This window comes from Kitasatospora azatica KCTC 9699, from assembly GCF_000744785.1.
GTDB lineage: Bacteria > Actinomycetota > Actinomycetes > Streptomycetales > Streptomycetaceae > Kitasatospora > Kitasatospora azatica.
Map to the genome: position 1 here is coordinate 3,212,614 of NZ_JQMO01000003.1, position 20,216 is coordinate 3,232,829.

The following is a 20,216-nucleotide window of genomic DNA, read 5'->3' on the forward strand; positions in this document are numbered from 1 at the left end:
AGAGGGGGCGGCGGGCCGCTTCCTGGGCGACCCGCCGCTGCTACGGAGCGCCGGCTACAGACCGAGCGACTTGGCGATGATCGTCTTCATGACCTCGCTGGTTCCGCCGTAGATCCGGAACACCCGGTTGTCGGTGTAGAGACGGGCGATCGGGTACTCCAGGATGTAGCCGTAACCGCCGTGCAGCTGCAGGCACTTGTCGATGACGACCGAGGCCGCCTCGGTGCAGAAGAGCTTGGCCTCGGCGGCGTCCGCCACGGTCAGCTGGCCGTTCTGGTACAGCTCCAGGGCCTGGTCGACCATCGCCTCCATCGCGGTGACCTGGGACTTGCAGTCGGCCAGCACGAACTTGGTGTTCTGGAAGTCGGCCACCGCCTGGCCGAAGACCTTGCGCTCCTTGACGTACTTCAGCGCGAAGTTGACCGCCGCCGCGGCCGCCGCGTAGCCGCCGACCGCGATCGCCAGGCGCTCCTGCACCAGGTTGTGGGTCAGGTAGCTGAACGCCTTGCCCTCCTCGCCGAGCAGGTCGGCCACCGGGACCTTGACGTCGACGAAGGAGAGCTCGGCGGTGTCGGAGGTGCGCAGGCCGATCTTCTCCAGCTTGCGGCCGACCGAGTAGCCCTCGGACTTGGTGTCCACGCAGAGGATGGACATGCCGGCCCGGCGGTTGGCCGGGTCGTACGGGCTGGTGCGGGCGACCACCAGGACCATGTCGGCGACCACGCCGCCGGTGATGAAGGTCTTGGCGCCGTTGAGGACGTAGTGCGTACCGTCCTCGGAGAGCTTGGCGGTGGTGGTGATGCCGGCGAGGTCGGAACCGGTGCCCGGCTCGGTCATCGCGATCGCGGTCATCCTGTCGCCGGAGACGAAGTCCGGCAGCCAACGCTGCTTCTGCTCCTCGTTGGCGTACTCCAGCAGGTACGGCAGCACCAGGCCGGTGTGCACGCCGGAGGAGCCGAAGCTCACGCCCGCGCGGTGGACCTCCTCGGTGATGATCGCCTGGTACTTGAAGCCGGTCTCGCCCGCGCCGCCGTACTCCTCCGGCACCTCGATGCCGAAGACGCCCAGGTCGCCGAGCTTCTTGTAGAACTCGCGCGGCGGGTGGCCGGCGGCCTCCCAGCTCTCGTGGACCGGGACGACCTCCTTGGCGATGAAGTCGCGGATGGTGGCGCGGAACGCCTCGTGGTCCTCGTTGTACACAGTCCGGCGCACGACGGCGCTCCCTTCGCACAGGGGTTGATCGCTGGCTAAGTTAATCCCCAGTAGCTTTCCTGTCCAGACTCCTCGCGCGGCCGCCGTGTCACAGATCGCGACGGCACGCTGTGCTGCGGCGGTGGACCAGCGGGGCCTTTATGTGAATCATTGCTAGCCACGGACAGGAGCTGTGGGGCGAGCCGCCCCAGGAGGTGCGCGGATGGTGCGGGAGAGCCGGGCGGGAACGGTCGCGGCCCCGGCGCGCCGACCGCGGGGGCGCCGGACGCAGATCCTGCTGGCGGCCGCCGAGCAGTTCCACCGCCGCGGCTACCACCAGGTGGCGATGGCCGAGGTGGCCGCCGCGGTCGGGATCACCGCGCCGGCGCTCTACCGGCACTTCCGGGGCAAGCCCGAGCTGCTGCGCCAGGCCGTGCGCGGCGGTCTCGCCGAGCTCGGCGAGGCCGTCGGCCGGGCGAGCGCGATGGCGTCCGGGCGCCCAGCGGACGGAAGCGCCCCGGACGGAAGCGCACCGGGCGGGGGTCTGTCGGGCCGGGGTCTGTCGGGCGGGGGCGGGCCGGCGGCGCTGGCCGAGGCGCTGGCCGCCGTCGCGCTGGACCAGCGCGCGCTCGGCACCCTCTGGCAGCGCGACGCCCGACTGCTGCCCACCGCCCAACGGGCCGAGCTGCGCCGCACGCTGCGCGGCTGCGTCCGCGCGGCGGCCCGGCTGCTGACCGATGCCAAGCCGGAACTGGCGGACGATCAGGCCGAGTTGATGGTCTGGTCGGCCCTCTCGGTGGCCGGCAGCCTGTCGTACCACACCTTCGCCCCGCCGCGCCGTCGCTTCGAGCGGCTGCTGGCCGAGCTGCTGCTCGGGATCTTCTCGACAGCTCCTGACGAACCGTCAGGAGAGCTGCGGGGGGAGCGCGGGCTGCCGTCGGCGCCGGCCGGTCGCCGCGAGGAGCTGCTCGCCGCCGCCGTCCGCCTCTTCGACGAGCGCGGTTTCGACAACGTCAGCACCGACCGGCTCGGCGCTGCGGTCGGGATCGCGGGCCCGAGCCTCTACAAGCACTTCCCCGCCAAGGCGGACCTGCTGGCCGCCGCCCTGGTCCGCTGCCGGGAGCGGCTCTGGCACGAGGTGGCGACCGCACTGGCGGCTCCCGGCGATCCGGGCGCGGTCCTGGGCCACGGGATCACCGCCTATGCGGACTTCGCCCGCCGCCACCACCACTACCTGGGCGCGATGGTGAGCGAGACCGAGCGGCTGGCCGATTCCGACCTCAAGTCCGCGCTGGACTTCCGTCGCGACTTCCTGCGGATCTGGGTCCAACTGCTGCAGCAGGTCCACCCGGAGTACGACAAGGCCGAGGCGCGGATCCGGGTGCACGCGATGTTCGCGCTGGTCAACGACGGCGTCCGGCAGCCCGCTTGGCGGCGCGGCGAGGAACTCGCGCCACGACTCGAGCAGTTGGCGCGCACCGTGCTGGGGCTGCGGAACGGGTGAGGGGGTGGGCCCGAAGCCGGGCCCACCCCCTCACCGCGGCCGGATCAGCCCGCGGCCGGCACCCCGTGCACCGCGTGGATGTAGCCGAGGTTGCCCTGCAGCGCGCCGATGTTGCCCGAGTTGCCCGCCATCAGGGCGGAGTTGTTCTGGTTGCTGCCGCCGGCGCCGGTGGCCACCTGCTGCGCGGCGTTGTTGTTGCCGGTCACACTGCCGACCACGTTTCCGGAGCCCCAGTTGCTGACCACGCTGGCGTTGGAACTGTTCCCGGCTCCGGCGCCGTTGTCGGCCTGCGCGCTGCCGATGCCGAGGACGAGGAAGGCGCCGAGCGCGGTGATCGCGGTGAGGGCACGAGTACGGGACACGATGGTCTCCCTAGGAGTGCTGGTATTGCTGCGAGTTGGCGTCTGCGAGGTGGCCGCCCCGCCAACGCCGGTTGCCTGACGTCGCGTTGTCAGGATCACCCGGTCGGCCGCCGGGAAGCCAGCAATTCCGTACCAATTAGCTCAATGGGGTCATAAGAGCTGGAAATCCATCGAAAGAGGTTTGGGCCGCCCGCGAATTGGGGGCGGGGTTAAGCGGTGGCCCGGTGATTGTCAGACTGGCAGACTGGGGCCTCATGTCTGAAGGTCAGGAGAACCTGCGCACGACCGAGGTCGACCTCGGCGGCCTCGTCAGCGTCCTCGCCACCCATCTCTACTCCACCCCGCTGGTCGCGCTGCGCGAGCTGGTGCAGAACGCGCACGACTCGCACACCCGGCGCCGCCTGGAGGACCCGGCCGGTGCCGACGCCCACCAGCCCCGGATCCGGGTGCGCGGGAACACGGCGGCCCGGACCGTCGCGATCGAGGACACCGGCGCCGGCCTGACCGAACCCGAGATCCACGCCTACCTGGCCACCGTCGGCACCGGCTACACCCGGCTGCTGCGCGAGGTCACCGGCAACGAGCAGCTGATCGGCGCCTTCGGCCTCGGCTTCCTGTCCGCCTTCTCGGTGGCCGAGGAGGTCACCGTCACCACCACCTCGCACCGCGAGCCCACCCTCGGCCACCGCTACCGCAGCCGCGGCGGCGAGCAGTACAGCGTCGAGCCGGTCGCCGCCCGTCCCGAGCCGGGCACCGCGGTCGAACTGACCCTCAAGCCCGAGCACGCCCACCTGGCCGACGAGCAGGCGCTGCGCGAGGTGCTGGGCCGGTACTGCGTGCTGCTGTCGATCCCGGTCTACGTCGGCGAGGACGAGCAGCCGGTCAACAACATCCCGGTGCCCTGGCGCACGGGGGTACCCGGAGGCTGGGGGACCATTCCGCAGGCGCGCCAGCACGCCGCCCGGATGGCCTTCGCCACCGCCTTCGGGCGCCGCTTCGAACCGCTGACGGCGTTCCCGTTCGAATCCACCGATCCCGAGACGGACGCGGTCGGCCTGCTCTGGGTGCAGGACGGCGGCAGCTACGGCAGCAGCGACAACCGCGACCTGGCCGTCTACCTGCGCGGCATGCTGCTGGCCGAGGACGCCCGCGAGCTGCTGCCCAGCTGGGCCGGGTTCATCGGCGGCGTGGTCGAGTCCAACCGGCTGACCCCCACCGCCAGCCGCGAGGACCTGCAGCGCGACCAGCACTACCGGGCGCTGCAGCAGGCGCTGACCGAGGCCATCATCAACGGCCTGTACGAGACCGCCCGGCTGCACCCCGCCGCCTGGCGCCGGATCCTGGCCCGGCACGGCCAGGACCTGCTCGGCGCCGCGCTCTGCGACGAGCGGCTGTTCACCCTGCTCGCCGACGACGTCCCGGTGCCCACCTCGCAGGGCGATCTGACGGCGGGTGCGCTGCGCGCGGCCGGTGGCGGGGCGGTGCACGTCGCGCTCGGCTCCGGCGGCGGCTTCGAGGAGATGCTGTACCGGGCGATGCGGGTGCCGATCGCGCGCGGCGACCGGTACGCCGTACTGCCGTTCCTGCGCCGCTACGCCCAGCTGCGGGACTGCCGGATCGTCGAACTCGGCGGCGAGAGCGGCAACCGCGAGCTGTTCCGCGACCCCGAGCAGCCGCTGCCCGCCGAGGAGACCGGCTGGCTGGCCGCCGCGCTGGCCGACCAGGGCGAGCAGCTGGTGCCGGCCCGGTTCGACCCGCCCGGGCTGCCGCTGGTGCTGGTCCCGGACCGGGAGGCCGAGCTGAAGGCCCGGATCGAGGACGACCAGGCGGACGCCCGGATCCCGTCCGCCGCGCTGCGCCTGGCCCGGGCCTTCACCGCCCGCACCGACGGCACGGTCAAGGCCCGGCTCTACCTGAACACCGCCTCGCCGGCCGTCCAGGACCTGCTGCGTGCCTACCGGGCCGGCCACACCGGCGCCGCCACGGCGGCCGCGCTGCTCCGCTCACTCAAGGTGATCATGGCCGCGGCCGGCTCGGACGGCGCCCAGGGCGGCGACCTGACGGCGGCCCTGGCCGGGGTGGGGACGGCGGTCGCGGCGCTCACCGCCTCGGCCGACGCGGTGTCAGTGGACCTCGGCACACTGTTCGGAAACGACGAGCCGGGGGAGCACGCCTGATGACCACCGATATCTGGGGCTGGGTCCACGACACCCATGGACAGCTGGTCGAGGCCGGCCAGCACCGCCTGGCCACCGCGCTGGTGGAGATCGCCGGCCACGCCGTCGACGGGCGCAACGAGCAGCTCGACGCGCTGTACCCCGAGGCCGTCGCCTCGGCCAGGGCGCTCGGCCTGCCCTGGGTCGAGGTCTTCCTGCGGCACTGGCGGCTGCAGAACCTGCTGAACAAGCGTCACCAGGGCGAGCAGGCGATGACCGAGGCGGTCTCGCTGCTGGAGTTCGCGCACCGCGAGGAGACCGCCGGCTGCCCGCAGTCGGTCTGCACGGTGCAGGACTTCACCATCTGCCACGCCAACATCGACGGCCCCGGCTACGTCCCCGAGCGGCTCGCCGTCCTCGAGGAGGCGTTGGAGCGGGTCGAGCCGGCCCGGGCCTGCTTCGACTGCCTCTCCCGCGAGTACGCCGACACCCTGGAGGACGACGGCCGGGCCGAGGCCGCGCTCGCCCACCTGGACCGGGCCAAGACCCGGATCCAGGCGGCCGGCGAGTCGGTCTCGCTCTCCTTCGGCCACGCCCGGGCCTCCGCGCTCTACCGGATCGGCCGAATCGAGGAGGCGCTCGACTCGCTGGCCGCCGCCGAGCAGGCCTACACCGCCGCCGGGAACGTGCTGGACGAGGACGACCTGCGCAAGGGCGGGGTGATCCGGGCCCGGCTGCTCGCCACCCTGGGCCGCTGGGACGAGGCGCTGGAGCAACTCCCGTCCACCGCCGACGCCGACGGCTTCGCCGACATCCGGCACCGCTGGGCCGAGGCGGTGGAACTGCTGGTCGCCGCCGACCGGTACCCGAACGACGCCCGCCTGGGCGTCCGGCTGGCCCACTGGGTCTCCTACCTGGACGCGGCCGGCTCGCACCGCCCCTGCCTGGACCTGGCGCTGGCGGCCGGGCGGCTGGCGGTACGGCGCGGGGCACGGGAGGTCGCACTCGCCCTGGTCGCCACCGCCGAGCGCAAGCTCGCGCTGCTGCGCCGCACCGACCAGGTGACCGGACCGCTCGCCGAGCTGGCGGCGGCCGCGCGCGCCCTGCCGGTGCCGCACCTGCCGGTGCCGCCGCTGGAGCTGCTGGTCCGGCTGGGCGAGCGGGACGGCGAGGTGGACCCGGAGGCGGACCTCGACCTGCTGGCGGCCGCCTGGCAGCAGCTCGGCGGTTCCTCGGCGGACGCCCGGGCGGGCAGCACCGACCTGCTGCTCAGCCTGGCCGGTCTGCTCGCCTCCCTGGGACACGAGCAGGCCTCCGCCGAACTGCTCTGGGCCCGCCTGGAGCAGGACCCGGGGCACCAGGACCTGATCGGCATGCTCACCAGGGTGCTGATCGAGGCCCGGGACGGCGAGCAGGTCCGCCGACTCGCCGACCGGGTGGCCGCCGCGAGCCCCGGTGACGCGCACTGGATCCGGGCCCGCTGGGCGCTGGCCGAGAGCCGTTGGGCGCAGGCCATCGAGGAGGTCGAGGCGCTGCTGGTCCTGGAGCCGGAGCGGATCAACCCGCGCCGGCTGGCCGCCGCCGCGGCCACCGAACTGGGCGACCACCCGACGGCGCAGCGGCTCTACTTGGAGCTGCTGGAACACGCGCTGCCCGCCGAGGACGCTTCGCCCGAGGAGCAGTACCGGACCGTCCAGACCCCCGACCTCTGGCACCTGATCACCGCGGCCAGCGCCAACCGCGACTGGGAGGTGGTCCGCGCCACCGGCGCCCGGCTCGGCATCGAGTTCGACCAGCCGGACGGCCCGGTCGACGAGGAGTGGCAGTACGTCACCGTGCGGGCCCGGCGCACCGACGGCGGGCAGAGCGACCTGCCGGCCGTGCGGACCGGCCCAGCCACCGCGCGGATCCTGCCGGTGCTCGGTGAGGAGGTCCCGCTCAACCACCGCGACGTGGTGGTCTTCGGCCCCGCGCTGCTGGAGCCGGCGCCCGCCGCGGACGCGCCCGAGGAGGAGCGCGAGCGGTGGCGGCCGACCTTCGAGCTGCTCACCCTGCTCGACCCGGCGGGCTACACGACCTACTTCCTGGACGGCGCCTGGCCGGGACCCGAACGGTGGGACGAGCTGCGCACGGCAGTGCGCGGCGCCGGCTACGGGATCTGGGCGTACAGCGGCGACCAGTACATGATCACCGACCCGGGCTCCGACGAGGGCGGTCTGCCCGGCATCTACGCCGCCCTCGGCGTGCCGCCGACCGCCTCGGCGGCGCAGGCGGACGCGCTGGTCGCGCGGCTGACCGCCGGCTGGCCGCACCCGCTGGCCTGGCCGGCGCTGGCCAAGGCGGCCGGCGGCGACATCGCCCGGCACGAGGAGATCGTCGAGCGCTACGGACTCTGAGCCGTACCGGGTGACCGTCGGGCGGATCGTCAGCTCGTGGCTGTCCGCCGGTCACCGGACCGTCGTATCGTCGGCTCCGCTGCGCCTTCCCGTACATATGCGTCGCAGGACGCGGTCGGGCAAGGTGGAGTCGAAGATCACCAGCGCTGCTGGCTGACGGTGGACGAGCGGTAGTGAACGAGGAGCGGCAGTGCCCAAGCAGGCCCGACCGGGCGGCGGCAGGAAGAACGACGCGAGCACCAGGCGAAGCGGTGCCCCCGTCCCGCCCGCCGAGGCGCCGCCGACCGAGGGGCTGCTGGGCAATGCCGCCCCGCCGTCCGAACAGGTCCAGCTGATCCCGCTGGCGCCGCTGCCGCAGGAGACCGAGGGGCTGCTGACGCCCGCGCCGGAGGGCGGGGCTGCGGCGGAAGCCGCTGCGGCGGAGGCCGCTTCGGCGGAGACCGCTTCGGGGGAGGCCGCCACGGGGGAGGCTGCCACGGAAGAGGCCGCTTCGGGGGAGGCCGCCTTCGAGGAGACCGCCGAGCATCCGGCGCCGGCCGCCGACCGCGACCCCGAGGAGCTCGACGACTTCTCGGTCTTCGCCGCATTCGGTGGCGGCTCCGAGGACACCCTGACCCCCGAGGTCTGGCGCGCCGTCGGCTACCACCCTCCCAGCGGCGCCTTCCCGACGCTGCGTCAGGGCGCGCCCGGCGAGGCCCCCTGGCCCGACCGGATGCGCACCCTGCTGCGCACCCCGATGTCCGAGCGCCCCGCCTTCGAACGCACCGCGCGCGAGGCCAAGACCGAGGCCACCGCACGCAGCGTCCCCCGGGTGCTCGACCTCACGCTGCGGATCGGCGAACTGCTGCTGGCCAGCGGCGAGAGCGCCGAGGACGTCGAGGCCGCGATGCTCGGCGTCACCCACGCGTACGGGCTGGACCGCTGCGAGCCGCAGGTGACCTTCACGCTGATCTCGATCTCCTACCAGCCCTCGCTGGTCGAGGCCCCCGTGACCTCCGCCAGGGTGGTGCGCCGCCGCACCTCCGACTACACCCGGCTGGCCGCCGTCTACCGACTGGTCGCGGACATCACGGCGGAGGAGATCACGGTCAACGACGCCTACCGCCGGCTCGCCGTGGTCCGCCGCAACCGGCACCCCTACCCGGCCTGGCTGCTCTCGGCGACCGCCGGTCTGCTGGCCGGGGCGGCCACCTTCCTGGTCGGTGGGCAGGTCGACGCCAAGGCCTGGCTGGTCTTCCTGAACGCGCTGGTCGCGGCGGTGGTCGGCGACCGGCTCGCCTCCATGGTGGCGGCGCGCGGACTGCCGGAGTTCTACCAGTTCGTGCTGGCCGCGATGCCGGCCGCCGCCTCCGGCATCCTGCTCTCGCTCAACCACCTGGGCCTGCGCGGCTCGGTGGTGATCACCGGTGGGCTGTTCGCGCTGCTGCCCGGACGAGCCCTGGTGGCCGCCGTTCAGGACGGCCTGACCGGCTTCTACATCACCGCGGCCGCACGCCTGCTCGAGGTGGTCTACCTGGTGGCGGGCATCGTGATCGGCGTGATGCTGATCCTCTACGCCGGGGTCAACGTCGACGCCCAGCTGAAGCCGGACGAGAGCCTGATCGGGGTCCGGAACCCGCCGGTCCAGCTGGTCGCGGCGATGCTGCTGACGCTGGCCTTCGCCATGCTGCTGCAGACCAGCCGCCGCAGCCTGGCCATGGTGACCCTGAACAGCGGGATCGGCTGGGCCGTCTACGGCGTGCTGGCCTACAACGCCAAGATCTCGGCGATCGTCGCCACCGGGATAGCGGCCGGTGTGGTCGGCCTCTTCGGACAGCTGATGGCCCGTTACCGCTACGCCTCGGCGCTGCCGTACGTGACCGCCGCGCTCGGCCCGCTGATGCCGGGGTCGGCGCTCTACCTGGGGATGCTCTCGTTCGCCCAGGGCCACCCGTCGGCCGGCCTGGTCTCGGTCAGCCGGGCGGCCGCCATCGCGATGGCGCTGGCCATCGGCGTGAACCTGGGGGGCGAGGTGGCCCGGCTGTTCATGAAGGTCCCGGGCCCCGAGGCGCTCGGTGGGCGGCTGGTGCCGTACCTGACGGGGCCGCGCCGCGCGGCGAAACGTACCCGCGGCTTCTGATCAGCCGTTAGTCCGTACGAACAGCGCACCGCACAAGCAGGGAGGAGGAACCGACGATGCTGACCGCAGGGGTGGTGGACAGCTACCGCGAGCACATCGTCGCCGCGCACAAGCAGCCGCTCTTCCTCCTGCTGGTCGGGTTCATCAGCTCCTTCCTCTTCATCCGGTTCAGCGTCCGGATGATCCGGGCCCAGGTCCGCTGGTGGCCGGGGAACATCAAACCGGGCGGGCTGCACATCCACCACATGGTCTTCGGCGTGGGCTGCCTGCTGGTCTCCGGGATCGGGGTCTTCGCAACCAACGGCGGACACCCCTGGATCGACTGGTTCGGACTGCTCTTCGGGATGGGCTGCGGGCTGGTGCTGGACGAGTTCGCGCTGATCCTGCACCTGGAGGACGTCTACTGGAGCGAGCAGGGCCGCAAGTCGGTGGACGCGGTGATCCTCGGCATCCTGTTCACCGCGCTGCTGCTGACCGGGTACGCGCCGCTCGGGGTGGTGCCGGGGCAGGGCAGTTCGGGCTGGTCGGGGCAGTGGGGGCTGGTCGCGGTGATCTCCGTCAATGCCGTGCTCTCGGTCATCGCGCTGATCAAGGGCAAGCTGTGGACCGGGCTGCTCGGCATCATGGTCCCCGGTCTCTCCTGGATCGGCGCGATCCGGCTGGCCCGGCCGTCCAGCCCCTGGGCGCGCTGGCGCTACGCCGACCGGCCGCGCCGTCGGGCCCGGGCGCTGCGCCGCGAGCGGCTGCTGCACGCGCGCGCCGACCGGGCCCGCACCTGGCTCTTCGACCTGATCGCCGGCGCACCCGACAAGGTCCCCGCGCACCACACCGCCACCCACCGGATGGCCGAGGCGATGGCCGCCCGGGCCGCCGCGCACCTGGACCCGGCCCGGGCCGGCCACACCGCGCAGCCGGTCGAGCGGGCCGCGGACCAGCGCCGCCGCACCGTCCAAGCCGGCCGGGCCCGCTCGTACCGCACCCGGGCGCCACGCCGTCGGGCCTGATCGACCGTCAGGGTCCTGCGTCGACGATCTCACCCGCCCGGCCGCATGTAGCTACCCCTGACCGACTGTCAGATTTGAGAATATTGCGTCAAGTGACGGGATGGTCACGTGATGGGATATTTCGTTGATCTTTGGGCGGCTTGTCGGACATGAGGTTTCCCTGGTGCCACGCAGACTCCGGCTCACCCTGCTGCTGGCCCTGACCGTACTGGCCGGGTCGCTCGCCAGCCCTGCCGTCCCGTCGGCGGGCGCGGTGCCGTCGGCCGTCGCCGTCGCCGAGGACCCGGTGCCGTCAACCGTCGCCGTCGCCGAGGACCCGGCGCCGTCAGCTGTCGCCGTCGCCGAGGAACCGGCGGCGCCCGACGGAGCGCCGTACCCGTCCACCGGTGAGATCGCCCAGGCCCAGGCCGAGGCCGATCGACGGGCCCGGGCCGCCACCGCCATCGAGGCCCAGCTGGCCGGTGCCAAGACCGAACTCGACCGGGCCGCGCTGGTGGCGGAGCAGGCCGTGGAGGCCTACAACGGAGCCCAGGTCAGGCTCGCCGCGGCGCGCACTGCGGCCGCAGCCGCCACCGCCCGGGCAGCGGCGGCGCAGGCGGCCCGGGCCGAGGCCGCCGAGGACGCCGCGAGCCTGGCCGCCGCCACCTACCGGGCCGGCACCACCCCCGAACTCTCCGCGATCGACGCCCTGCTGGGCGCCCGAGGCCCGCGCGCCGCCGGTGAGCAGGCCGCCGCGGTGGGCGCGGCCGGGCGCACCACCCGGCAGATCCTGGACGCGGCCACCGCCACCGCCCAGGCCGCCGCCGAGGCCGCACGGGCCGCCTCGGACGCGACCGACACGGCCGAGCGGGCCGCCGGCGCGGTCGAGCAGGCCAAGGCCCAGGCGCAGGCCCGGGTGACCGAGCAGCAGCAACTGGTGGTCGGGCTCGACAGGCGACGCGAGCGGCTGCTCGGCGAACTGGCCGCCGCCCGCGACACCACCGTCGAGCTCGAACTCCGGCGCCAGGCGGCGCTGGAGGCGATCGCGGCCAAGCAGGCGGAGGAGGCAGCCAAGGCCGCGGCCGCCGCCCGGGCCCAGCAGGAGGCCGAGGCCCAGGCCGACGCGGCGCGGGCCCAGGCCGACGCGGCGCGGGCCCAGCACCCGGACGCGGCACCGCCCAAGGCGGCCCCCTGGTCCGAGGTCGGCGCCCAGGCGGCGCTCGACTTCGCCCGCGCCAAGCTCGGCCTGCCGTACATCTGGGGCGGCGAAGGCCCGACCGGCTACGACTGCTCCGGCCTGACCATGCTGGCCTGGCGCCAGGGCGGCAAGCGGCTGACCCACTTCGCCGCCGACCAGTACGCCGAGTCCACCCCCGTGAACTACCGTCAGCTGCGCCCCGGCGACCTGGTCTTCTGGACCCACACCGGCCGCGCCGCCGACATCTACCACGTGGCCATCTACCTCGGTGACGACCAGATCATCGAGGCCCCCCGCCCCGGCGCGGCGATCAAACAGGCCAGCCTCTGGATCATGGGCCCACCAGACTTCTACGCCCGCCCGTAGGCGCCGGCCGGGCGGCCGGAAAATCGGATGCCGCGGGCCTGCGGGCGGGCCTACCGTGGCGGGATGAGCAGCGACGTACCGATCGAGATCCGTGCCATCGACGAGGACGGGCTGGCCGCCTGGGGCAGCGCGGTGAGCGTCGGCTTCATGCGGGCAGGCCTGCCGGACGGGGTGGAGTTCCGTCGGCTGCGGCTGTTCCCCGGGCGTACCCTCGGCGCCTTCGACGGGGACCGGGTGGTCGCCACCCTGCGCAGCACGCCCAACCAGCTGACGCTGCCCGGCGGTGCGCTGCTGCCGGTCTCCGCGATCACCGGCGTGACGACCGCTCAGACCCACCGGCGGCGCGGCCTGCTCACCCGGCTGATGGGGCAGGACCTGGCGGCCGCCCGCGAGCGCGGCGAGTCGGTGGCGATCCTGATCGCCGCCGAGTACGGCATCTACGGCCGCTTCGGCTTCGGCCCGGCCACCCGGCTGCACGGTTGGCAGATCGACCTCAAGCGGGCCCGCGGCCTGCGCGCCGACCTCCCCGGCGCGGTCGGGGGCCGGTTGGACCTGGTCGGTATGGCCGAGCTCGGCAAGATCGGCCCGGCGCTGCACGAGAGTTGGCGTCACCGCCAGCCCGGCGCGATCGGCCGGGACGAGGCGTTCTGGAAGATGGCCACCGGTGAGCTCGCCCCGCCCGGCACGGACTGGAAGGAGCCGTTCGCGGTCGTCCACCGGGACGCCGCCGGCACCGTCACCGGCCTGGCGACCTACCGGGTCAACGACCAATGGGACGGCGCCTACCCCGACTGCACGCTGACGGTGACGGACTTCCTCGCCCTGGACCGGGCGACCGCCGTCACCCTGTGGCGCTACCTGCTCGGGGTCGACTGGGTCAGCCGGGTGGTGGTGGAGAACGTCGGCCCCGACGATCCGCTGCCGCTACTGCTGAACGACCCCCGTGCGGCGGTGCCGCACACCGACAACTTCGACTTCATGTGGCTGCGGGTGCTCGACCTGCCGACCGCCTTCGGGGCTCGGAGCTACGCCGGCCCGGGGCGGGTGGTGTTGGAGGTGGCCGACCCCGACGGGTACGTGGCAGGCCGCTGGGCCCTGGAGGCGGACGCCGACGGGACCGGCCGGGCGGTGCCCAGCACCGAGGAGCCGGACCTCGCGCTCACCGCCTCGGCGCTGGGCAGCCTCTACCTGGGCGCCGAGTCGGCCGCCCGGCTGGCGGCGGCCGGGCTGGTCGAGGAGCGGCACCCGGGCGCGGCCTTCTCGCTGGACCGGTTGCTCTCCACCCCGCTCAAGGCCTGGAACCCGGACGGCTTCTGACGGTTCGTCACAGATACGGTCCGTCACGGATGGGGTGCTACTTGGCGGTGCGGCCTATGGTCGGCAGGATGAACTCCTGGATCAGCCCCTTGGCGTCCCGCACGATCGGGCGGAAGACCCGGTAGCGGGACAGGCTGACCACCCGCGCCGCCATCGGCGTGGAGCGCTTGACGAACTCGCGGGTCCGTTCGGTCTCCGGCGTCCGGTCGAAGACCCAGTAGAGGACGACGATCATCAGGTGCAGCCAGAGCAGGTCGGGGAGCAGCTCGACCAGCTCGGGGTCGAGCTTGCGGGCCAGGTCGGAGCCCAGCAGCACTTCTCGGAACAGATCGACCGCGGTGGCCCGGGCCCGGTGGGACTCGTTGGCGAACGGGCTCAGCGAGCTGTTCGGGTCGGCGGCGGTGCGGAAGAACTGGGCGGCGAACTCGTGGTACGCCGCCGCGCAGTCCAGCCAGGACAGCAGGGCGATCTCCAGCCGGTCCGCGAACTCGGTGTGGCCGCGCAGGCGCTCTCTGGCGTCCGCCGCGTGCTCGTGGGTCATCCGGTCGTAGAAACCCTGGATCAGGAATTCCTTCGACTCGAAGTAGTAGTAGGCGTTTCCGACCGAGATCCCGGCCTCGGCGGCGATCGCGCGCATGGTGGTCTTCTCGTAGCCGCGTTCCTGGAAGAGCCGCATCGCGGTCTCCAGGATCAGCGCGCGGGTCTGCTCGCTCTTGCCGGTCTTGGGGCGGGCGCGACCCCCCGGCAGCTCGGCTGCCTGTGCGGCGGCCGGGGTGGGCTCGCTCGCGCCGGGGCTGCTGCCGGTCTGCCCCGCCGGGGTCCTCTCGTCATCCACAGGGACTGAGCCTAGCCGTGCCGCGAGCGGCGGTTGTCGGCGCGACCGGCCACGCGGCGACGGCAGCGGCGGTGCTGGTAGTGGTGCTGGTGTCGGTGGTACCGGATGCCCCCTCCGCATCCGGTACCACCGCCCTGCGGGGAGCGGTCATGGGCGGGCGGGCCGCGGCTGCGGTCGCCGTGGCGGTCGCACCGATGCGTGGCGCTGGTGGATCCGTCGACCACGGCTGGGTCGGTAGGCCACCCAGGCCGTGTCGCGGCTGGCGACGCGTACCTCTGCGGCATGGCTGACAGCTGTGCAGTCCACCGGGACCACTCCGTTTCGAACGCGTTCAAAGACCGTCGGCGGAGACTGTATCGCCGACTTTGAACGCGTTCAAGTCCAACCCGAGGGAGCCGTGGCAGGATGAGGAGGTGATCCACACCGATGTCTCGATCCGCCCAGGTGGCCCCGCCGACGCGGCGGCCGTGGCCGAACTGCACGCCAACAGCTGGCGCACCGCGTACGCCGGGATCGTCCCGGCCGAGGCGCTGGGCGAGGGGCTGGCCGAGCAGCGGCAGGAGGTCTGGTCGATCCGGCTCACGGCCGACTACGGCGAGCCGGCCAACACGCCGCGGTTGCTGATCGCGGAGACCGCAGCCGGGGAGCTCGTCGGCTTCGGCTACCTGGTCCCGCAGCCCGACGGCCGCGTGCTGCTGGACAACCTGCACGTCCGCCCCGGTCACACCGGCGCCGGGACCGGGGCCGCACTGCTGGGCGAGGCACGGGCCTGGGTCGCGCGGGAGCACCCGAAGTCGGCGCTCTATCTGGAGGTGCTGCGCGCGAACCGCCGGGCCGTCGCCTTCTACGAGCGGGCCGGGGGTGTCCGCACCGGCGAGGGGTGGGGCGTCTTCCCGGGCGGGGTCGAGCTGGCGGAGTACGAGTACACCTGGGCGCGCCCGTAGCAGGCGTGGGCTTCGGGGGCGGGCGGCGGGGCGGGTGTCAGCGGCGGGCTGGGACTCGGGCAGTTGCGGGCGAGGCCAGCCACCGGGTGCCGACCAGTGCGACCAGCAGCGCGAGGGCCGCTGCCGCCGCCGGGAGGGCAAAGCCGGTGCCGGCGCCCCCACTCTGCTGGGCGACCGCACCGCCGAGTGCCGAGCCGGCCGAGATGCCGGTGACGATGCCCGAGACCGCGATCGCCATCCCCTCGTTCAGGGCGGCCGCCGGGAGTACGCGCTGAAGCAGCGTCATACCGGTCACCATGGTCGGCGCGGTGCCCGTCCCGGCCAGGAAGAGGGCGACCGCGAGCAGTCCCGGACCGCCGCCGAGCCCGGCGACGGTGACCGGGAGCAGCATCAGGCAGCTCATCGCGGTCAGCCCGAGCAGCAGCCGGGTGCCGGGCGCGCGGCGGGCCGGCAGCAGCCCGAAGGCCAGCCCCGAGACGCAGGAGCCGGCGGCCTGCAGGCCCAGCAGCACGCCCGCCACGGACTGGTGACCGTGCGAGCCGGCCCAGGCCAGCGTGCCGATCTCCATGGAGCCGAAGAGGATCCCGGTGACGAAGAAGACGGCCAGCAGCACCAGCGTCCCGGGGGACCGCAACGGCGAGCGCGAGCCGCCGCTCGGCGCCGCGGCGATCGGCGGCTCGGTACGGCGCTGGGCGGCGAAGAGCAGCGCGCCGGCGGTGGAGAGCGCGGAGATCGCGAGCAGCCCCGCCTCCGGGTAGAGGGTGGTGCAGAGCAGCATCCCGAGCACCGGGCCGGCCATGAAACAGAGCTCGTCCAGCACCTGCTCGAGCGAGTTGGCGCTGTGCAGCGCACTGGGGTCGGTGCCGTGCAGATGGGTCCAACGGGCCCTGGACATCCCGCCGAGGTTGGGTGCCACCGAGGCGACGAAGGAGGCCAGGCAAAGCAGCCAGCCCGGGGCGCCGCCGTGGATCAGGAACGGTGCGGCGGTGCGCGGCACGGCCGAGACCAGCGCGGTGGGGACCGAGACCCGGCTCTGCCCGTACCGGTCGACCAGCCATCCGAGCAGCGGCATGCCCAGGGCCACGCCGATCATCCCGGCCGCCGAGACGGTCCCGGCCAGCGCGTAGGAGTGGCGGCGCGCGACGATCGCGGTCAGCAGGCTGACGCCGAGCATCGAGTAGGAGAGCCGGCCGATCAGCCCGTAGAGGGTGAAGGCAAGCGCGCCGGGTGGGGCGAGGACGCGGCGGTAGGACGAGAACACAGGGCTCCAGACAGCAAGATCAAGGGGATGCCCTCAGCCTGGTCGCCCGGCCCCGGTCCGGTCCAACACCTGTTCCCAGTCATTGACGCAACTGTGTTGTCAATCCTTGTTACGCTGCCGCGCATGCCCGAGGACCTGCACCCCCGCCTACTGCGCGGCTTCGTCGCCACCGCCGAGACGCTGCACTTCGGTCAGGCGGCGGCCCGGCTGCACCTGGCGCAGCAGGCGTTGAGCCGGGACATCAAGAGCCTGGAGCGGCTGCTCGGCCGCGAGTTGTTCACCCGCACCACGCGCAGCGTCGCACTCACGGCCGCCGGGGAGCGGCTGTTGCCGCAGGCCCGGCGGCTGCTCGCGCTACAGGCCGAGATGCTCGCCCCGGCGGAGCGCGATCGGCCGGTGCTGGTCGACCTCAACAGCGCCGTGACCGGTGAGGACCTGACCGGGGAACGGATCCTGGCCGCTGCTCGGGCGGCCGACCCCGAGGTCGAGCTGCTGGCTCGCTACCACGGTGGACTGACCGCCGGAGTACGGGAGTTGCTGGCCGACCGGCTGGACGCCTCGTTCGGCTGGTTCAGCGGACTGCCGGCCGCGCTGCGCGAGCGGCTGGTGCAACGGCCGGTCCGGCTCGAACGGGTGGCGCTGCTGCTGCCGCAGACCCACCCGCTGGCCGGACGGCCGGCGATCAGGGTGGCCGAGCTGGTCGGCTCACCGGTGGACATCTGCGCGGGCAACCCGGCCACCACCGAGTGGACCGCCTTCGGTGAACGGCTGCTGGGCGAGCACGGGTTGACCGCCGCAGCACCCTTCGCACCGCCGGTCGGGGCCGCCGAGACGGCTCGCTACCTGGCCCAGCACGGCGACCCGATGCTGACCACGACGGGTGGCCCGCAGCTTCCCGGCGTGGTCACCCGCCCGCTGGTGGACCCGGTGCCGCTCACCCTCGTGAGCCTGGTGCACCGGCCCGGGCCGGTGGCCGCCGGGGTCGCGCTGCTCCTCGCCCAGGCCGCCGAACTCGGCGAGCGAGAGGGCTGGTTGACGCCGCCTCCGGCCGCCTGGATGGCGGCGGAGGACGCGGCGTTGCTCAGCTGAACGTTCCTCGCCTGGCAGTGGGCTACCTGTTGGTGGGCTACTTGTCTGCGGTGAGCTTGCCGGCCGCGCCCCAGCTGTCGGCGGGCACCTCGTGGATCCAGACCTGCACGGCCTCGGCGGGGATCTGGTAGGCGTCCACGAACGCGTCGGTGATCCGGGCGACCAGGTCGCGCTTGAGCTCGACGTCACGGGGGCCCTGCTGGATGGTGACGATGGGCATGGTGTGCTCCTCGACTCGCGGCCCGCTCCGGCCTCTCCGGTGCGTTCTGCCGACAGGAACAGTTCACCGCCCGGGGTGGGGTGTGACCCAGACCCGAATCGCTCTCGCAGCGATCACTGATCCTGATCGTTGCTGGTGGGCGCGTTGGGAGCTGGGGTGACCGGGATGGCGGGGGTGACCTGGGCGGCCGGGGGCGAGGTGGTCGGGGGCGAGGTGGTCGGAGGCTGGGGCGGTCAGGAGCTGGGCGGCCGGGGCGGCGCGGTCGGCCGGGCTCGGCAGGCGGCGAGCAGCAGGTCGAGCCGTGGTGAGCCGGGTCCGTTGCGGACCATCAGGCCGGCGCCCAGCGCCAGGCCGGGTGGGGCGAACGGCACGAAGGCGACCCTGGGGATGCGCAGCATCCGGGCGTTGGCCGCGTAGACCACCGTCCACATCGGGGTGCCGGCGCCGATCGCGGCCAGGGTGTCCTGCAGCGTGCTGGAGGTCGGGCCCGGGATCGGTTCGAAGCCGGCGGCTTGGCAGCTGCTCAGGACCAAGTCCACCAGGGCCGGGTGGTTGCGGCGCTCGGTCAGTCGGATCGGCAGTGGGGCAAGGTCGGCCAGGTGCAGCTCGGACCGTTCGGCGAGCGGATGACGAGCCGGTACGGCGGCCACCAACTCGTCCTGCCAGAGCGGGACATAGCGCAGGTCCGGCGGATCCTCGCCAGGCGCCGGTGTACTGCCGGCGCCACGGACGAAGGCGGCGTCCAGTCGCCCGTCAGTCAGTTGGGCAAGGCGTTCGCGCACCGGTAGCGCGGCCAACTCCACGCGCACGCCCGGTGCTTGACGCTCGAAGGCGTCAAGGATCCGGTCCAGGCGGTCGCCCAGGCCGGTGATCGTGCCGAGTCGGAAGACCCCGAGTCGGCCGGCGGCGAGATCGGCGGCCACCGCGCGGGCCGCGTCCTCGGCGGTGAGGACGGCGCGGGCTGCGGGCAGGAAGGCCTCGCCGGCGCTGGTGAGGCGCACCGTGCGGGGCGTGCGGTCGAACAGGTCGACCTTCAACTCCCGCTCCAGGCGGCGGATCTGCTGACTGACGGCGGGCTGGCCGATCAGCAGCCGCTCGGCGGCGCGCCCGAAGTGCAGCTCTTCGGCGACGGTGACGAAGTAGCGCAGTTGGCGAAGCTCCACCGGCTGGTCCTCCCCGTTCCCTGGCCCCCGGTCATCCTGCCGCATCGGGCGGGGCCGGGGGCTATGGGGGTACGAACAGGTGGCGGGTGGTTCGCGCGCTCCGGGTGGTCCGGGCGGTCCGGGTGGTTCGCGCAGTCCGGGCGGTTCGGGTGGTTCGCGCGGTCCCGGTGGTCGATCGGGCAGTGTCAGGCGCGGACGGCGGAGATGTCGAAGCTCAGCTTGACCTTCTCGCCGATCAGCACGCCACCGGTCTCCAGCGCCGCGTTGTAGCTCAGGCCGAAGTCGGTGCGGTCGACGGTGGTGCGGCCCTCGAAGCCCAGACGCTGGATGCCGTACGGGTCGGTGGCGGTGCCGGTGAACTCCAGGTCCAGCACGACCGGGCGGGCGGTGCCCTTGATGCTGAGATCGCCGGTCATCCGGTAGGTGTCCGCGTCCAGCTGCTCGGTGGCGGTGCTGCGGAAGCTGATCTCCGGGTGCGACTCGGCCTCGAAGAAGTCACCGGTGCGCAGGTGCCCGTCGCGCTGCTCGTTGCCGGTGCTGATGCTGGCGACCTGGATGACCAGCTCCGCGCTGGAAGCGGCCGGGTCGCTGCCGTCCAGGTGCAGGGTGCCCTGGTAGTCGGAGAACTCGCCGCGCACGTTGGTGACCATCGCGTGGCGCACCGTGAAGCCGATGCGGCTGTGGGTGGTGTCGATGGTGTAGTCGCCGGTGAGGTGTGCGAGGTCGGTGGCGGCGGCATCGAGCACTGCGGTGGGGGCGGTCGCGGCGCTGGTCGCAGCGGCGGTCTCGGTGCTGGTCGCGGTCTCGGCGCCCTTGCGGTTGAACAGGCCCATGGTGACTCCTCGGTTCGGAAGCCCATTTGTTTAGGCTTCAACTTGTTGGCTCCACCGTAGCGCGATCTCGTTCAAAGTTCAACCATGTCGCTCGATTGGCCCATGGTGCGTGTCGGTGGGGGTGCAGCGCGCTCCGCCACCACCCAGCCCGTCGAGCTGCGACTGCCGCAGCACCACCCTGACCAGCGCGAACGCGGACTGGCCGGCCGGCGTCCAGAGGAGCTCAGGCACCTGGTTGTCGCGGGTCGTGGTTAGGCTGCGAGACAAGCAGCGGGAGGA

At 73.2% G+C, this 20,216-nt stretch carries 16 protein-coding genes; 9 read left to right on the forward strand and 7 right to left on the reverse strand.

The window, feature by feature from the left end; all coding sequences use genetic code 11:
- Positions 1-54: 54 nt before the first annotated feature.
- Entirely contained in the window at positions 55-1,212 is a 1,158-nt protein-coding gene (locus tag BR98_RS24950; protein WP_035847685.1) for an acyl-CoA dehydrogenase family protein, read from the reverse strand.
- A 202-nt stretch (positions 1,213-1,414) separates the two neighbouring features.
- Here BR98_RS24950 and BR98_RS40510 point away from each other — a divergent pair, with 202 nt between their 5' ends.
- Positions 1,415-2,695, forward strand: coding sequence for a TetR/AcrR family transcriptional regulator (locus tag BR98_RS40510; protein WP_051970184.1), 1,281 nt, complete (start codon positions 1,415-1,417; stop codon positions 2,693-2,695).
- Between the two features lie 44 nt (positions 2,696-2,739).
- Here BR98_RS40510 and BR98_RS24960 read toward each other — a convergent pair whose 3' ends face one another.
- The gene (locus BR98_RS24960) at positions 2,740-3,057 is read right to left on the reverse strand and encodes a hypothetical protein (RefSeq protein ID WP_051970185.1); all 318 of its coding nucleotides are present in this window, start codon (positions 3,055-3,057) and stop codon (positions 2,740-2,742) included.
- A 254-nt stretch (positions 3,058-3,311) separates the two neighbouring features.
- On the opposite strand from BR98_RS24960, the gene BR98_RS24965 reads away from it, so the two are divergent.
- The 6 genes from BR98_RS24965 to BR98_RS24990 all read left to right on the forward strand — a co-directional run bounded on the left by BR98_RS24965 (position 3,312) and on the right by BR98_RS24990 (position 13,592).
- Positions 3,312-5,234: an ATP-binding protein gene (locus BR98_RS24965; protein ID WP_051970186.1), complete on the forward strand. Its 1,923-nt coding sequence runs from the start codon at positions 3,312-3,314 to the stop codon at positions 5,232-5,234.
- Entirely contained in the window at positions 5,234-7,609 is a 2,376-nt protein-coding gene (locus tag BR98_RS24970) for an ATP-binding protein (protein ID WP_035847688.1), read from the forward strand. Before BR98_RS24965 ends, BR98_RS24970 begins: the two co-directional genes overlap by 1 nt.
- Before the next feature lie 373 nt (positions 7,610-7,982).
- Entirely contained in the window at positions 7,983-9,728 is a 1,746-nt protein-coding gene (locus BR98_RS24975) for a threonine/serine exporter family protein (protein ID WP_407639539.1), read from the forward strand.
- Between the two features lie 56 nt (positions 9,729-9,784).
- Entirely contained in the window at positions 9,785-10,732 is a 948-nt protein-coding gene (locus BR98_RS24980) for a hypothetical protein (protein ID WP_051970187.1), read from the forward strand.
- A 163-nt stretch (positions 10,733-10,895) separates the two neighbouring features.
- Positions 10,896-12,275, forward strand: coding sequence for a C40 family peptidase (locus BR98_RS24985; protein ID WP_035847690.1), 1,380 nt, complete (start codon positions 10,896-10,898; stop codon positions 12,273-12,275).
- Between the two features lie 63 nt (positions 12,276-12,338).
- A complete protein-coding gene (locus BR98_RS24990; protein ID WP_035853838.1) occupies positions 12,339-13,592 on the forward strand; it encodes a GNAT family N-acetyltransferase in 1,254 nt (417 codons plus the stop codon).
- Positions 13,593-13,629: 37 nt separating this feature from the next.
- Here BR98_RS24990 and BR98_RS24995 read toward each other — a convergent pair whose 3' ends face one another.
- Positions 13,630-14,427, reverse strand: a complete 798-nt coding sequence (locus BR98_RS24995; RefSeq protein WP_083976956.1) for a TetR/AcrR family transcriptional regulator — start codon at positions 14,425-14,427, stop codon at positions 13,630-13,632.
- Between the two features lie 413 nt (positions 14,428-14,840).
- Here BR98_RS24995 and BR98_RS25000 point away from each other — a divergent pair, with 413 nt between their 5' ends.
- Complete coding sequence (locus BR98_RS25000) at positions 14,841-15,371, forward strand: GNAT family N-acetyltransferase (protein WP_232247532.1); 531 nt, start codon at positions 14,841-14,843, stop codon at positions 15,369-15,371.
- Positions 15,372-15,408: 37 nt separating this feature from the next.
- Here the strand turns inward: BR98_RS25000 and BR98_RS25005 are convergent, their stop codons facing one another.
- Entirely contained in the window at positions 15,409-16,632 is a 1,224-nt protein-coding gene (locus BR98_RS25005; protein WP_051970188.1) for an MFS transporter, read from the reverse strand.
- Between the two features lie 123 nt (positions 16,633-16,755).
- Here BR98_RS25005 and BR98_RS25010 point away from each other — a divergent pair, with 123 nt between their 5' ends.
- Positions 16,756-17,721 (forward strand): LysR family transcriptional regulator, encoded by a 966-nt coding sequence (locus BR98_RS25010; protein ID WP_157537928.1) that lies wholly within the window; start codon positions 16,756-16,758, stop codon positions 17,719-17,721.
- Positions 17,722-17,758: 37 nt separating this feature from the next.
- Here the strand turns inward: BR98_RS25010 and dmpI are convergent, their stop codons facing one another.
- From dmpI to BR98_RS25025, 3 genes are all read right to left on the reverse strand, one after another.
- Positions 17,759-17,941 (reverse strand): 4-oxalocrotonate tautomerase DmpI, encoded by a 183-nt coding sequence (dmpI, locus tag BR98_RS25015; RefSeq protein WP_035847692.1) that lies wholly within the window; start codon positions 17,939-17,941, stop codon positions 17,759-17,761.
- 233 nt (positions 17,942-18,174) lie between these two features.
- The gene (locus tag BR98_RS25020) at positions 18,175-19,104 is read right to left on the reverse strand and encodes a LysR family transcriptional regulator (protein WP_051970189.1); all 930 of its coding nucleotides are present in this window, start codon (positions 19,102-19,104) and stop codon (positions 18,175-18,177) included.
- A gap of 185 nt (positions 19,105-19,289) precedes the next feature.
- Positions 19,290-19,937 carry a YceI family protein gene (locus tag BR98_RS25025; RefSeq protein ID WP_035847695.1) on the reverse strand — a complete coding sequence of 216 codons (648 nt, stop codon included), beginning with the start codon at positions 19,935-19,937 and terminating at the stop codon, positions 19,290-19,292.
- Positions 19,938-20,216: the final 279 nt, after the last annotated feature.

Excerpts from the sequence above, each read along its gene's own strand:
- BR98_RS40510 (WP_051970184.1), top strand. The coding sequence starts at position 1,415 with ATGGTGCGGGAGAGCCGGGCGGGAACGGTCGCGGCCCCGGCGCGCCGA.
- BR98_RS24965 (WP_051970186.1), top strand. The coding sequence starts at position 3,312 with ATGTCTGAAGGTCAGGAGAACCTGCGCACGACCGAGGTCGACCTCGGC.
- BR98_RS24970 (WP_035847688.1), top strand. The coding sequence starts at position 5,234 with ATGACCACCGATATCTGGGGCTGGGTCCACGACACCCATGGACAGCTG.
- BR98_RS24980 (WP_051970187.1), top strand. The coding sequence starts at position 9,785 with ATGCTGACCGCAGGGGTGGTGGACAGCTACCGCGAGCACATCGTCGCC.
- BR98_RS24990 (WP_035853838.1), top strand. The coding sequence starts at position 12,339 with ATGAGCAGCGACGTACCGATCGAGATCCGTGCCATCGACGAGGACGGG.
- BR98_RS25010 (WP_157537928.1), top strand. The coding sequence starts at position 16,756 with ATGCCCGAGGACCTGCACCCCCGCCTACTGCGCGGCTTCGTCGCCACC.
- dmpI (WP_035847692.1), bottom strand. The coding sequence starts at position 17,941 with ATGCCCATCGTCACCATCCAGCAGGGCCCCCGTGACGTCGAGCTCAAG.
- BR98_RS25025 (WP_035847695.1), bottom strand. The coding sequence starts at position 19,937 with ATGGGCCTGTTCAACCGCAAGGGCGCCGAGACCGCGACCAGCACCGAG.